10 protein-coding genes are annotated in these 14,444 nt (G+C 48.6%); all 10 read right to left on the bottom strand.

Translation table 11 applies throughout. The annotated features are described in order from the left end of the window. Positions 1-643: 643 nt before the first annotated feature. Positions 644-5,581 (bottom strand): RHS repeat domain-containing protein, encoded by a 4,938-nt coding sequence (locus tag PsW64_RS02755; RefSeq protein ID WP_063302625.1) that lies wholly within the window; start codon positions 5,579-5,581, stop codon positions 644-646. A 117-nt stretch (positions 5,582-5,698) separates the two neighbouring features. After that, a complete protein-coding gene (locus tag PsW64_RS02750; protein WP_063302624.1) occupies positions 5,699-6,184 on the bottom strand; it encodes a hypothetical protein in 486 nt (161 codons plus the stop codon). 582 nt (positions 6,185-6,766) lie between these two features. Continuing rightward, positions 6,767-7,390, bottom strand: coding sequence for a 2-dehydro-3-deoxy-6-phosphogalactonate aldolase (locus tag PsW64_RS02740; protein WP_063289658.1), 624 nt, complete (start codon positions 7,388-7,390; stop codon positions 6,767-6,769). Between the two features lie 17 nt (positions 7,391-7,407). Then, the gene (locus tag PsW64_RS02735) at positions 7,408-8,316 is read right to left on the bottom strand and encodes a 2-dehydro-3-deoxygalactonokinase (RefSeq protein ID WP_082830718.1); all 909 of its coding nucleotides are present in this window, start codon (positions 8,314-8,316) and stop codon (positions 7,408-7,410) included. A gap of 83 nt (positions 8,317-8,399) precedes the next feature. Then, positions 8,400-9,065 (bottom strand): GntR family transcriptional regulator, encoded by a 666-nt coding sequence (locus tag PsW64_RS02730; protein WP_063289659.1) that lies wholly within the window; start codon positions 9,063-9,065, stop codon positions 8,400-8,402. Between the two features lie 194 nt (positions 9,066-9,259). Beyond that, positions 9,260-9,931, bottom strand: a complete 672-nt coding sequence (locus PsW64_RS02725) for an RraA family protein (RefSeq protein ID WP_063289660.1) — start codon at positions 9,929-9,931, stop codon at positions 9,260-9,262. An 18-nt stretch (positions 9,932-9,949) separates the two neighbouring features. Further along, positions 9,950-10,948: a C-terminal binding protein gene (locus tag PsW64_RS02720; RefSeq protein ID WP_082830996.1), complete on the bottom strand. Its 999-nt coding sequence runs from the start codon at positions 10,946-10,948 to the stop codon at positions 9,950-9,952. A gap of 17 nt (positions 10,949-10,965) precedes the next feature. Continuing rightward, positions 10,966-12,249 carry a TRAP transporter large permease gene (locus PsW64_RS02715; protein ID WP_063292590.1) on the bottom strand — a complete coding sequence of 428 codons (1,284 nt, stop codon included), beginning with the start codon at positions 12,247-12,249 and terminating at the stop codon, positions 10,966-10,968. Further along, positions 12,246-12,746, bottom strand: a complete 501-nt coding sequence (locus tag PsW64_RS02710) for a TRAP transporter small permease (protein WP_063302622.1) — start codon at positions 12,744-12,746, stop codon at positions 12,246-12,248. Before PsW64_RS02710 ends, PsW64_RS02715 begins: the two co-directional genes overlap by 4 nt. A gap of 72 nt (positions 12,747-12,818) precedes the next feature. Next, on the bottom strand, positions 12,819-13,817 hold the full coding sequence (locus PsW64_RS02705; protein WP_063302621.1) for a TRAP transporter substrate-binding protein: 999 nt from the start codon (positions 13,815-13,817) through the stop codon (positions 12,819-12,821). Positions 13,818-14,444: the final 627 nt, after the last annotated feature.

The raw sequence follows: 14,444 nt of genomic DNA, 5'->3' as shown, positions 1-14,444 counted from the left end.
GTCCGCACAGGAAGAAAATCCACTGGCGCAGCGCTTCATTGATTACTTGCTGTGTTATTTACAAAAGACGAGTGCCCTGTAAACTGCTTAGTTTGATGAGTGTATTGACGAAATTTCATATGAGTGCTTCCTACTATTGGTCACACGTGCAGTCTTTGGTTCGCTTCGCACGACGCACTCCACACTAGTGTACTCAAGGGTTATGAAGGGTTATTTATTAAGCCGAAAGAGAGGACTTGCTGCCAGCAATCTCAACCCTTGGTGGAACCAGCCGAATGGCCGGTAATGGCCCCGAAGCATCTCAAAGTAGCCCTATGCATTACCAATTTTCAGCGCTGCAACGAGCAGCCGCAAAAGTCCGCATCTTACCAGCTCATACTCCGAGATACTAACGACAGTCACCCAGCATGTTCTTTAATTGTTCTGATTTTTGGCCACTTTTGCAGCTTAGGCCCCCACAGGCCTTTTATGTACGCGAAGTCAACGAATTACACAATCTGACAAAGTCGTTGATAGGGTCTAGCTGAATGCTAATGGATTTCATTAGAGCACGTTGCGATCTTTCTCAGTCTTGCCTCGTGCTCTAATTTTTTTGGTTGAGATAATTCTTGTTGCTTGATTGTATTCAATCGAGTGCCATAGTTTAACTGTAACTTAGGTTGCCTTTGACTGTTGCCTGAAGCATCTCGGCGATTGATTGAGCATCGTTAAATGTTCCTTTAGTCAGGAAGATAATTTCTTTATTTGTTGTGTCAATCTCCCGTTTTACTGCATTAGCAAACACTCTATTTGTAACAGGTCGCAGAACCTTTTCAGGACCAACAATATTGCTTCTGACATGAATCACACCATCGATAACCCTAAATTTAAGGGTTAACTGATTGCTGCTAACTGGTGCCCTTGATCTTGCTCGACCACTGCTGAGCTCATCGACATTTGGCAAAAAGCTATTTATGATTTTGCTCGCAGAATCTTTGGTCTCAAATGAGATCGTATCAAGTTCTGAGAACTTATCGCCAGATATGAGTGAGATCTCATTGTCATTGATTGGAACCGGTACGACTTCGCTATCCTTAAGGTTTACTTTGCGCCCGGCAAAATAACCTCCAGACGTTCCACCTACAACAATACTGATCAGGTTTTGCGACGAGAAAAAGGGTTGGTTATTTCCGATGGAGCTAACCGCACCTGCAGTTATTGCATCTGCAAGTCCTCCCAAAACCCCAGAGGTTACTCTGGCCTGCTTTTGGACGCTTATTGCTGTACTATTTGTTTCCAGAGCTGATCTTAAAGCACTAGTTGTCGATGCGTTTGCGACCTTCTCTGCAGCTGCAAATCCCGCAAATCCTGCAAGTATATCAACGATAATCTGTTTAGCTGTAATATCCTCGCCGATAATAAGTGAGTTTGTAACATCACCGCCTACAGAGCTTGCCGCTGCAATAGATGCTCGAGCCCAATAGCTTGCCTCCACGGCTTCAGCAGCCAAAGTACCAGCAAGTACAAACTCTCCTCCAACTACTATTAGAATGGCAACACCAATGCCAGCCAGCAGGCCTAACCATGCTTCATCGCTTAGCAAACCACTTGGATCACTCTTCATAATGGGGTTGCCATCGGCATAAGCATATCGGTTGATTGAGTAAACCGGGTCAAGTGAGAGAAAACGCATGGACTTTGGGCTGTACCAGCGTGTTCTTAGATAGGTGAGGCTGCTTTCCGGGTTGGTGTACTGCGCATTCCAGTTCAGACTGTTGGGTGGTGTTAAGGCAGTACTGCTTTTGATTGTGCCATAATCTGAGATTTGAATATCTGTTTTGGCATTGGAGGTGGTGTGCAGACGAACAGACCCGGCAGCACTTGAGAACAATGTTGTGCTTTCCGGGTTTACCTGCCCGACAAGCTGGGAGTTTGCCCAAAACAGACTATGATACTTTGGTGCATTTTCATCTGTACCGGTGGCAACACTGGCTACACAGCCCGCAATATTATAGAACTTTGAGGCATTGCTACCTGTTTTAACCTGATCGAGCAGGCCATCAAGACCATATGTATTCTGGACACTTTGCTCGCCCGGAGGTTGTGCAGCCAGCAACTGATTAGTAGTGCTGAAGGTATAAGTTGCACCATCAACATCCTGAATCATGTTGCCATTGGCATCATAGGTAGCACCTTGGCTGATCAGCTGATTGATTTCGTTATACTGGTAATTAGTGGTTTGCCCGTTTGAGCTATGCCTAAGAATATTACCAGCACCATCATAGCTGAAAGTGTTTGTTTTGGTCTCATTTGCAGTTCGCAGGGTGGAGGAAACAAGCTGGCCAATCCCATCGTAGACCATTGACTTATTAATTTCGACAAGCTCACCTGAAAGCAATGGGTAGCTTGAGGAAAGCGAACTTAGCTGGCCCTGAGGATTTCGAGGCATTTGGGCCCTATAGATTATCTGTCCGTTCTCATCTGTGGTTTCAACATGTTCAACTTCCCCGTAGCCGCCGTATTCATAGGAGATCTGTTGGGATAGAGGACCGGAAAACTGCTGGCTAATCAATACGCCTTGCATTCCATTTGCTGTTCCCCAGCCATTGTTCATGGTCAGATTACCGGCTGTTTGTTGAGAAATCTGATTTAAATGATTGTAGGTGTAGGTAAGTTGAGTTTCGTCAGGAAGCTGGCAGTGCGTAACACGGCTGTAAGCATCTTTTGTAAACTTTATGGATTTGCCATCAGGATAGTGAATAGCCAGCGCTGTTCCATCCAGAGAGTATTCATAGCTGGAACTTTCTGAGCCATTAGAAACCTCAGAAACCAGATCATTCAGCAAATAAGAATAAGTATAGGTCTCTTCTCCGGTTTGTGCGCTGATCAGCTCTCCGACAGCATTATAGCTGTACGTGGTTGTTGTGCCATCATACCGCCTGTAGCTTTCCAGTAAGCCACCGGGTGCATAAGTAAACTCCTCTGATTGTCCCAGAGCGTTTGTTGCGCTTATCAGATTTCCAAGTCCATCATAGCTTAAGATATCGCCGGATACGGTTGCTTGAGGAACGCCGTTGTAAGTAACTGTTTGGTGGGTCTGCCTTGGTTTCTGGAGTAGATTATAAGCTGTTTCCGTGGTTGCTTGTGCCTGCAAACCAGCCTCTTGAGACATCCCTGAAACAGTCTTTCGGGTCTGCATTGTATCAGCGTTGTATTCGTAAGTGACCGTTGAAATATCAGTTTTTTCTGCATCGGAAACGTTGAAAGTGTTTTGATGAGTAACCAGCCCAAAACCGTTGTAGGTCAATAGGGTTCCATTGTAATTTTCAGGAGTACCCTCCTCAGTGAACTGGTAGTTTCGAACTTCAACAACCTGGTTCAAACCATCATATCGACTTTGGGTACGCAAAGAGCCATTTAGGATACTCTCTGCTTTCCTGTTTACGTTATCACGATGAACTTCCAGAATATTTCCCAGTGGATCAGTTTGCTGGATTAACTGGCCCAGAGCGTCATAGGTATACTGTGCAGTTGCGCCGGTTATTGTGGTTTCGCTGGCCTTTAGCCCTAGTGCATTATATGTGATAGTACGCAGTTGTCGGTCCAAAACAGGGGTAGTCTGGGTTGGATTACCGTTGTCTACAAGAAGGATGGCCCGCCCCAAAGCATCATAGGTTGTACGTAGTTCATACCCATTAGCATTATGTATCAAAACCATATTCTCACCAGCGCTGTCACTTTCTGGCTCGCCTTGTGCCAGAGTATAGCTAAAGGTCTTTTCTCTACCCAAAGGATCAGTAGTGGAGGTAAGGTGCCCCAGTGCATCATAACGAAGCTGATAAGTGTCGCCTGATGGTGAAATCTGCCTTACACATGGCCCCATGGGCAGACGTAAATCATAGAAAAACTGACTTGTTTCACCAATGGCATTGGTAAGTGAAACAGACAGCTCCTGCGTTTCAGCGTTATATTGGGACAATATGGTATTGCTGACAGAACTAAGATCACCACGTTCACCGGTATACCCGTCCGCCCATGCCAATTCCCATCGAGTTTGCTGACCATGCTCATCATAGAAGTAGCTTTTTGTTTTGATGGGCAGGAACTCGGGTTGGCCTGACTTCATTTCTGAGGTTGTTACTGTGGCAATATTTTTCTGATCCTGCGTCAGAATAAAACTCAATTTGATTTGGTGATCACCTAATAAATCCTGCTGGTTTGTCTCCAATGGCATCTGACCACCCCAACTGGTTTGGGCAAAGCTATGGTCAAGCTGAGAAACAAGGAGAGCTTCCTCATTTGTCAGGTCATATGTCTTGTTTTGAGTAAGATTACCGAAGTCGTTGTATTTATTTTCAACTTTGGACTGATCAATCCATTTGTCTTCTGCTGGGTCATAAATACTACGAACCACAGTAGAAGGCTTGCCAATATTTACACTGCGGTCATGTAGATCTGTGATTTGTTCATAGCTGAAAAGGGTTCGGAGAGCGTTCACCCCATTATGGTTTTCATCCAGCAGATAGGCATACTCCTGCATCGGTGAATGCAGATAGTTATAAAATATGCTGGATGCAGATAGACGGGTTCCTGTTTCATCAAACCGTTGCACAAGAACATCATAAAGATACTCTGTGTCCTGACTATTCATCAATGTATCGCCACTGGTTGAGAGCTGATAACCTTGCGTGTAACCCGTGAAAGTGTTGCCTTGACTTTGGGTGCCATAGGAATACCTGGTTTCACCTAAAAAAACATCATTCAGGTTACTGTGCCTATGCAGTTCTACCGCAGGAAATGACTGTACCTGCCCTTCTTCATTAAGGTATTCAATAGCAGTGTATTGGTAGGTTGAGATAAGACCTGTTGCATATGCGATTTGCTGAACTACCGTAACATCAGATTGCGAGGTGTAAGTAAGTTCAGTCCTTGCACCAATCTGGTTGGTTATTCGATAAATGCCCTCATTGGAAAATTCTATAATTTGTGTAGAGCCATCTGGCAGTAAGACAACAACCTCTCCAGGTGCATACTGTAGCTGTATCACTTGCCCAAATGAGTCTGTAATGCTTGCCAGCTTATTTCCAAAAACATCCCCGAACGAGTCTGTGTAGTTGTAGGTAATTGAGTTACCGAACAAATCAGCCTGCAGAAGCAGCTTGCCGGTTGCATCAAAATAGCTTTTAGACCCGTTATCGTAGGTAAACAGGTAACGATAAGAACCCGGGGCAGAGGGAAGCGGCTGATCTACGACAAATTTCTGAAACTTACGACCGTGGTCATTTAGATACCTGAGTCCAGACTGGTATCCGGAGCTATCAGTCCAATTAGGATCAATAATATAGATTTTTCCCTGAAAGGTGAATGTTTCGTCGTTTGCCACAAATGGCAGGTTGAAGCCCCATCCTGATGGCAACCCCAATTGTCCCTTGGATCCTGCCGAATAAAATGCATTAAGGCCAACGCCGATAGCCTCTGTTTTTCCCCGCAGCTGTGCCAGTGGTATTTGGACAACAAGTGAGCCAGTGTTCTTGTTAACGTATTCCTGGGCCTGAAGTGACTGGTTGAATGCTTGCGAACCAGGATATTGTGAAATGGTCATCATATTCTCCCGTTTTCTTATTGAGGTTGGTTTTGTCGGGACAAAGTGGCATCTGCCCCGTAAGGGACCGGCCACATTTTGAATTATCAGGTTGTTTGGAGGGGGCTTTAAGGGTGCTTAGTCAATGTCAAAGATGATGTAGACCGGTCCTGTTGTGCCTTCGTCCCAGCTAAGAGATTCAGCTTCACAATTTGCCTCAGTTGGACAAATGTGTGTGCCCTTTGAAGGGTCAATTAGCTGAATAGTGTTGCGGGAGTTGTCGTCACTCCAACTTGTTATTGTAGTTCCCGACTGCGCATAATTGTCTGTGTGGTAGCTTAATGACCAGACAGGAGCCCCGCCACTACATGAACTTTCCGCCTCGACATAACCAACGCTGACGCATTCAATTCCGGCATGATCAATTGTAAGGCTGCTATCGTTACCTACATCATTCATGCAAATATCGGTGTTTTCATCGGCGGTAAAGCTAACATTGATGGAATTTAACGGGGTTACATCGAGATTTACGCAGGCATGGATAACTGTTCCCGGACCAGCAGAAGCAGTTCCGGCATGCAATGAGAACGAAATAAGGCTAAGAATAAGAAGTAAGACGCGCATTGGTTTCTCCTGTTGTTATTGACGCGTATAAAATTAATGACAGAGGTGTCACCACAACTGTTCAACTAGGAGACGATTTGCTTGAAGTAATGTGAGATGTGCGCTTCTAAAATTTTAGAGCTGGTTGTTTGTCGGCGACCTCTTATGGACAGATCGATCGATTTGAGTAAGGGAGTGTTTTGGCCAACGATCCCGCTGACTGGAGTGAGAAATGAGGCAGAACGGTATGCTACATGAATAGCTGTTTAGAGGGTTCCAGGCCCTTCATGAAGATAGCTGAAGACGCTTCTGGATGAATTTGCTCAACTCTTGATGGAAATGCTCTAATGGCGGCTTCTGGCCCGCAACAATATTCCACCCCTGCGAATGCCTGTGTGCAATTAAGCTTTTCGGTGTGAACTTTAATACTCAAAACTAAGGCGAGGAGCATATTTGCTGCAGCCAGTATGTAACTTTTTTGACAAGTATCTCTTTTCTGCTGATGTCTGTTATTTGGAGCAATTGTCAATATGAAAGAAAATTACTCACCCACATAAACCATCGTAGGTGCTCATCAATGTGGCACCTACGATGGTTTAAGATTTACGTGAGTTTGACGTTCGCCATCAATGCTTTCGCATGGGCGGTAATGGCATCTAGTCTTGTTCCTGGACGGAACAGGGATGAGCCGATGCCGGCACCGCTGGCTCCCGCTTTCATATAGTCTGCGATGTTGCTTACATCTACGCCGCCAACGGGGAGTAACTTGATCTCTTTTGGGATAACAGCACGAAATGCCCGGATGATTGCCGGTGGACATAGCTCGGCAGGGAAGAGTTTCAGTCCGTCTGCGCCAGCATCCAGTGCTGCGAAGGCTTCTGTTGGCGTGTAGATGCCGGGTAGCCAGCTTAAACCGTACTTTTGCGCAGCAGCACCTACTTCAAGAGAGAAGTTCGGCGCAACGACAAATTCGCCGCCACAGTCTTTCAGCTGGTTCACCTGAGCGGGTTTAAGCACCGTTCCAGCACCAACACAAACAACATCACCCAGCTGTTTTGCAATGCGCTCAATACTGTTGAAAGGGTCAGGAGAGTTGAGCGGTACTTCCATAATTTTGATGCCGCCTTCAATCAAAGCGGATGCAACATCAATGGCTTCCTCTGGTTTCAATCCACGCAGAATTGCGACCACAGGGGCTTCAGAAAAGATATCTTCAAATTTTGACATCAGTGCTTCCTTCGATATCAAATCAGTTTTCGGGATTGAGCGAGTTCTACAGCGCCGTAAACAACGCCGCCGGGCGGCACCACACGTGACACGCCCTCAAGGATTTCAAAGGCACATTTGTACATATCGGGCAGTGCGCCATTTCCGAGAATCCAGATTGGTTCTTGTGAGGGCAGGAGTTCTCCAATCTCGGCGCCAATCAGCATACCGCTCAGATAAGACGCGGCTTTTTCTTCAGGCAACTTGTCCACCAGCACGCGGGACCTTGCGGTGAACACACGGTTGAGCAGCGCACCTGCTTTCCCTTCACGCGCACCAAAGCGCACCCCCTCTTCAAACCAGTCGCACAGTGCTGCTGTCTTTCCAAATGCACCGAGGATCGATGCTGAGGTCAAAGCATGGAACATATCGCCTGTCAGGTAGGTTTTGTAAGCAGTGATGGCACCATCCTGAACTGAGACATGCTTGGAATGCGTGCCCGGAATAACCATGGCCGCATTGCTCAGCGCAAGCATCTCTAAGGCACCAAAGATCTCGGTTTCTTCACCGCGCATCACATCGGCATTTTCACCCACTGCCATAATGCCGGGTATGAACCAGATCTCACCCAAGCCCTCAACCATCATCGAGACCATATCTTGAGAAAGAGCACTCGGCCTTGTTGGCATGGTTGCATAAGGCACCTCCAGCCAACCGTTGCGTGATCCAATCATACCAGAAAGGATAATCGGCAAATCACTCCGGTATCCTTCAAGTTTGGTGATATTGGTCTTCAGGACCTGTTCGAAGCGATCTTTTGCCGCCAGAATACCTTCTGATGTGGCTATCGTGTCGATGACTTGTGCATCTGATGTGACCGTGCGTGCTCTGAAAGAGCTGGTGCCCCAGTCTACGGCAATCAGAACCGCGACCTTTTCGTTCGTCATTAGTGTCTCCACATGCCAAGACCAGTCATTGTCCTGGCAGTTGAGGCCTGCTGTTCTTGTAAGCAAACCTCTGGAGATAAGCCCTAAAGGCTGGAGATGTCAGATACGCCCTTGTCGAAGGTTCGTATGTAGCGGCCGATGTGGAACCCAAGTGTGTCTAGTGCTGCTGCAATATCATCGCGGGCCAGTGCCTCTACCATTGCTCCATGCTCTTCAAACGACTTATCTGTTTGAATGACGTCCTTCCCCAGATGCGTACGGATCGCAGCTATTTTGGCTTCAATCAGGCTGTAGCCTTTGATCAGATAGCGGTTCTTGCAAAGGTCAAACATGACCCGGTGGAACTCGATATCTAATTGCAGGTAACGGCTGATGTCATCCTTCTCTTTTGCAGGAACCATTTCTTCACGAATTGCACTCAACCGTTTCACGAGCTCAACTTTGTTGCGCTCATATGCCAACTGAAGGGCAGCGCGCTCCAAAATGACACGGTGCTCCGTCAGCTCAACATTATCCAGTCCACTGAGCGTGAACACAAAAGTGCCATGCTGTGGGAACACTTCCACCAGCCCCTCAACACGCATTTGCGCAAGAGCATGACGGATTGGGGTTTTGCTGATATTCAGATACTCGGCGAGCTTTTGCTCAGAGAGTGCTTCTCCAAGTTTGAATACGCCCTCCATGATGGCCTCACGCAGTTTTGCGGTTGCCAAATCAGAAAGGGAGACTGGACGAAGATTTTCTTCCATTAGGTGTATGCTTCACTTAGAGAGATCGGTTAATAGCTCCTCATGCAAAAGGCATGAAGCGCAAGCAAGGGTATAGGACGGTGACATACAGTCATCAAGGACTGTTCTCTGGTTTTCTTTCAGGAATTGGCGCAAATGCGCCGGCAGATGGCCGGGGTCGCAAAAGAAAACCAGCAACCCCAGCCCCTGGCTGATTAGATCCGGCCAAATTCAGCAAGAAGATCTTCTACAGTCTTTCCCTGAGCCACCCATTTGCGGGTTTCTTCTTCGCGGTCCGCCTGTTCTTTCGCCAGTTTCACAACTTCCTCGGCTTTTTCCAGCGGCACAACGGTGACGCCCATAAGATCAGCAACGATGAAGTCACCCGGCTTTACAACAACACCGCCGCATTGGATTGGCACGTTGATGGAAAGCTCTTCCTTGCGGCCAGAGAACATGGTGTGTGTGCCGCGAGGCGTGATCGCACGGGTCCAGATTGGCCAGTTGATGTCTTCCAGCTCGTCCGTATCACGGCCAGCGCCGTCCACGATCATGCCGCGTATGCCACGGTTTTGCGCCAGACCGCCCATCAGACCACCGCATACGGAGGTGTTGGGATCACCACCAGCATCCACCACGATCACATCACCCGCCTGGCCCATTTCAAGCGCCTTCAAAGGATCAACCAGATCCCCTTTTGACAGCTGAACGGTGATCGCCTGACCACATACCTTTGCGCGGAACGGAGGCTTGATGCCGCTGTCCATAACGCCGGTACGGTACTGCACATCTGCAAAGACAGCGGTTGCGGAGTAGCATTTCAGAACTTCGTCGAATTTTTCAAGCAGGTCTGGGCGACGTTCGAACTCATTGAATACTTTTAGCATGACAGCTTCCTTATGATTTTATTTGGCCTGAAGGCGTTCGAGATTGACGGTGTATTCGGCAGGCTTGCCGGTCAGCACCAAGGCGACCTGACGGGCGGCGGTTTCGCGGGCCTGACGAATGGATTCCTCTGAGTAGTAAGCTGCGTGTGGGGTCACGATCACATTTGGCAGCGTGAACAGAGGATTGTCGGCAGGGTCCCAGGACGCGCGTTTGGCTGGCTCTTCTTCAGGATCATCCAAACCAGCACCGGCCAACGTTCCTTCGGTCAAAGCTTTGTAAAGCGCCTTGTTATCGATGGTTGGACCGCGGCCTGTGTTGATGACGATGGCCCCCGGTTTCATGGCAGCAAACTCAGCATCCGACAGGAAGTGACGGGTTTGCTGTGTCATTGGCACCTGCATGCAGATGTAGTCAGATTGTGCCAGCAGCTCGTCTTTGTTGACGAGACGACCGCCGTGTTCTTTCACGATCGTCTCATCCACGAACGGATCATAGACAATCAGCTCCACGCCGAAGGCTTTTGCTCGCTGCGCGATGGCCTGACCAATCTTGCCAAAGGATACCAGACCAAAGGTGCGGTCTCTCAGGCGATGAACCGGCTGACCTGACTGCCAGCGCCAGATGCCAAAGTGGGTGGCCTTGTTGTAGTCCTGCAACTTGCGCACAAGGGTCAGCCACAGCGAAATTGCATGGTCCGCTACTTCTTCAGTGCAGTAATCCTGCACGTTGGTGACGAGGATGCCCTTGTCGGTCGCCGCATCAACATCAACAATATCGACACCAACACCATAGCGGGCAATCACCTTACACTGCTCCATCTTTTCGATGGTGCGTGCGCCAACTTTCGCGTACTGGTTCATGATTGCCGCGCAGTCGCGGGCTTCTTCAAAAAGATCTTCTTCGCACTTTGCCTGCAAAGCCACCACACGGGCGCCAGCTGCTTCAAGGATCTTGCGTTCGACCTCGTAGTCACCGTAATCATAGTCAGAGATAATGACTTTGGGTGCTTCGGACATTGTTATAACTCCTTGATTTACCAAAGCGACGGAAGAGTGAGAGAGATTGCGGGCACATAAGTGACCAGCAGCAGCAGCACCAGCATTCCGATAAAGAATGGCAAGATTGCTTTACTGAGGTTCTCGATAGAGACGCCCGAAATACCACTGGCAACAAAGAGGTTGACGCCAAGAGGAGGGGTACAGAACCCGATCGCCAGATTAACTGTCAGGATCACACCAAACACGATCGGATCGACACCAAGTGCTGTCACAACCGGCAGCAGGATCGGGGTCATGATGATGATCGAGGAAATAGTTTCCATGAACATGCCGACGATCAGCAGTACGATGTTGATCAGCAGCAGGATGACAATCGGGTTATCTGAGAAACTGGTTAGAGAGCGGGCCAGATCGGCAGGCAGCTGAGCGATGGTGATCAGGCGACCAAAGGCGGTTGCCATGATAACAAGGATCAGGATTGTGCCACTGGTTTTTGCGCTTTCTGCAAGTATGTTGAACAGGTCCCTGAAGGCAATATCCTTGTAAAGGAACAGACCAATAAACGTTGCATAAACAACCGCAACCGCGCCAGCTTCTGTCGGGGTGAACACACCACTGTAGATGCCACCAAGAATGATGCCGGGAACCAGCAAAGACCAGATGGCTTCTTTAAAGCTGACCCAGATGTTGGCTGGTTCAAACTTCGTGGTGGACTGGGCGATCTTCTCGTCATTGCGCAGCAGGTAACGTGCTGTACTCATGAAGACGAGCGCAAACAGAACACCAGGAATGATCCCAGCCAGGAACAGCTTGCCGATGGAGACTTCAGCAGTCACACCGTAGATGATGAAGGGAATGCTCGGAGGAATAAGCACGCCAATCATACCGGCAGAGGCTGTCAAAGCGCCTGAGAACGGGCGTTTGTAGCCGACTTTTTCCATCTCTGGGATGAGGTTGGAACCGATCGCCGCAACAGTTGCCGGAGCAGAGCCAGAGATTGCAGCAAAGAACACGCACGCCAGCACATTCACATAAGCAAGACCGGCACGGATATGCCCAATCAAGGCGTTGGAGAAAGACACCAAGCGGCGTGACATGCCGCCATGCTGCATCAAGTCACCCGCCAGAATGAACAGTGGCACCGCAATCAGGGGGAATGAATCAGCGCCCGTGACCACAGAGCGGGAGAGGAGCACAAGGGGGGGAGTGCCATCGACAAACACCATGACGATCATGGAGGAAAGGCCAAGGCAAATCCCGATAGGAATGCTGAAGAACAGCAGTATTACCAGGCTGATAAAGAGGATACCTGCAATCATGACAGATCTCCGGTTTTATGAGGTGCAACCAGTTGGCGAACGGTTTTGAGGATGTTCTGAGCAATGCGGAAGGAAGACAGCACAGCTCCAACAGGGGCCGAGGCATACAGAATGGGGATTGGGAAGCCGAGAACGACAGACTTTTGATGAGCCACAAAAGGCGCCATGATCAACTTGATGCACTCAACGGAAAGGACGCAAAGGAACGCAAGAACAGCAAGATCTACGGCCAGTTCCAGCCAAGGTTGCTTGCGCTCGCTGAGAGCGGTTTTGAAGATTGTGATGCGCACATGGTCTCTGCGGTGAAACGCATAGCTGACCGAAAGCCAGATGAACCAGACGAAGATCCACAAGGTCAACTCTTCGCCCCATGAGAGCGAGGCATTCATGACGTAGCGCATGAACACATTTGCGGAGATCAGCAATACCATTCCAGCCAGAAGCGAGGCAATAAGAACCCGTTCCAAATTGGCGTTAAGCCATTTGAGGTAAGACATTTTCTCCTCCTGCGAGGACTTATTTTTTGGGGAAGACGGAGGAGTGCTCAGACAAGCACTCCAACCAGAACTTTACTCAGCTGTTGCCTTTGCAACGGCTTCAACCCATGCGTCGTATGCATCAGGACCAATGGTGTCTCTGTACTGAGCACGTACACCCTCGGTCATTTCGCTGAAGGTCGCACGTTGTTCTGGGGAAAGGTTCATCACTTTAACGCCAGAAGCTTCAATGCGCTTTAGCTGTTCGGACTCTTCTGCGTTCACTAGCCCCTGCTGGTAGTCAGCAGTCTTTGCCATAGCATCACGAATAAGCTGCTGCTGATCTGTCGGCAGCCCATCAAAGAAAGGCTTACTGACAACTGGCAGATACACTGTAAAGACGTGGCCGGTCAGAGACAGGTTGCTTTGCACCTCATAGAAGCGCTGGGAGTCGATGATTGCGATCGGGTTTTCCTGACCATCAATCACACCCTGTTGCAGCGCTGAGTACACTTCACCAAAATTCATTGGAGTCGGGTTTGCACCAAGAGCGGTGAAGGTATCAACGTGTGCAGGCACCTGCATGGTGCGCAGCTTAACGCCCTTCAGGTCTTCAGGTTTTTCAATCGGGCGCACATTGTTTGTAATGTTGCGCATACCCAACTCGAGGTAACCCAAACCAACGAGTCCCTGATTATCAAGGCGGTTAAGCATATCTTTGCCTGCTGGACCGTTCATGACATCCAGAGCAATTTGCTTACTTGCGTACATATAAGGAAGCTCAATCACAGCAAACGCAGGATCCCAACCCGCGAAGATTGCCGAAGGAGAGACTGCCATTTGCAGAATGCCAGTCTGAACGCTCTCGATCATTTCACGATCCGGACCAAGTTGAGAATTCGGGAAAATCTGCACTTCAAGTTCGTTTTTGGAACCGGTTTCGATCAGCTCTTTGAAATGCTCGATCGCTCTGTGCATGTGGAACTGTTCGTTGGTTCCGTGCCCAAGTTTAATGATGGTTTTAGCTGACGCGCCGAATGCTAGCCCCACAGACAACGCTACGCCCAGACAAATTGCAGACTTCTTAAACAAGACGTCCTCCCTAATTTTGATTGGCTGCTCCCTGCAACCCATCATTGCTATACTACTATACCAATGAATTTGAAAATACGTCTTTATACGTAATTAAGTTCAGCAAAAGATGCGTAAACAATCGCGAGAAGCGTTGGAAGAAAAGTCCTAGAGATATAAGTGAGTTAAGGAGACCTAGGTACTAACACGCGCGTGAGGGATTCCCACCAGAAAGAATTGCCCGATCACGTCGTTGGTCCAAAATGGATAGCCTGGATTGCCCACCTGAGCTTCTGGCACACATTTCTCCGCTGGGATAGGCTCATATCTTGCTGACAGGAGTATATAGGTGGCTGAAACGATGAGACACTCGACTTAGCATACTATTCTGCCCCTACCTGAAACGACCCCAATGGGGAATTATTGTCATTTTGCACCTGCAGATGCGTACCCTCAGGCAAATGACCGCGGTAATGAGCTAATCGCACAGTTCTCACACCTTAACTGGTGTGAGGCGGGGTTCTTGACAAAGCTCGTTTGTCTGAACGCCGGGATGTTTCTTCAACTCTAGATAGAACCTCTTGAATGTCCGTTGTTGGCGGTGGATTCAACTGGTCGCGGCAACACACTGTGAGAACTTCTCAGCTG

Origin of the sequence: Pseudovibrio sp. W64 (assembly GCF_001623145.1) — a bacterium.
Classification (GTDB): Bacteria; Pseudomonadota; Alphaproteobacteria; order Rhizobiales; family Stappiaceae; genus Pseudovibrio.
Note: the sequence above shows the minus strand (reverse complement) of the source record. Positions and strands in the feature narration are given on the sequence as shown.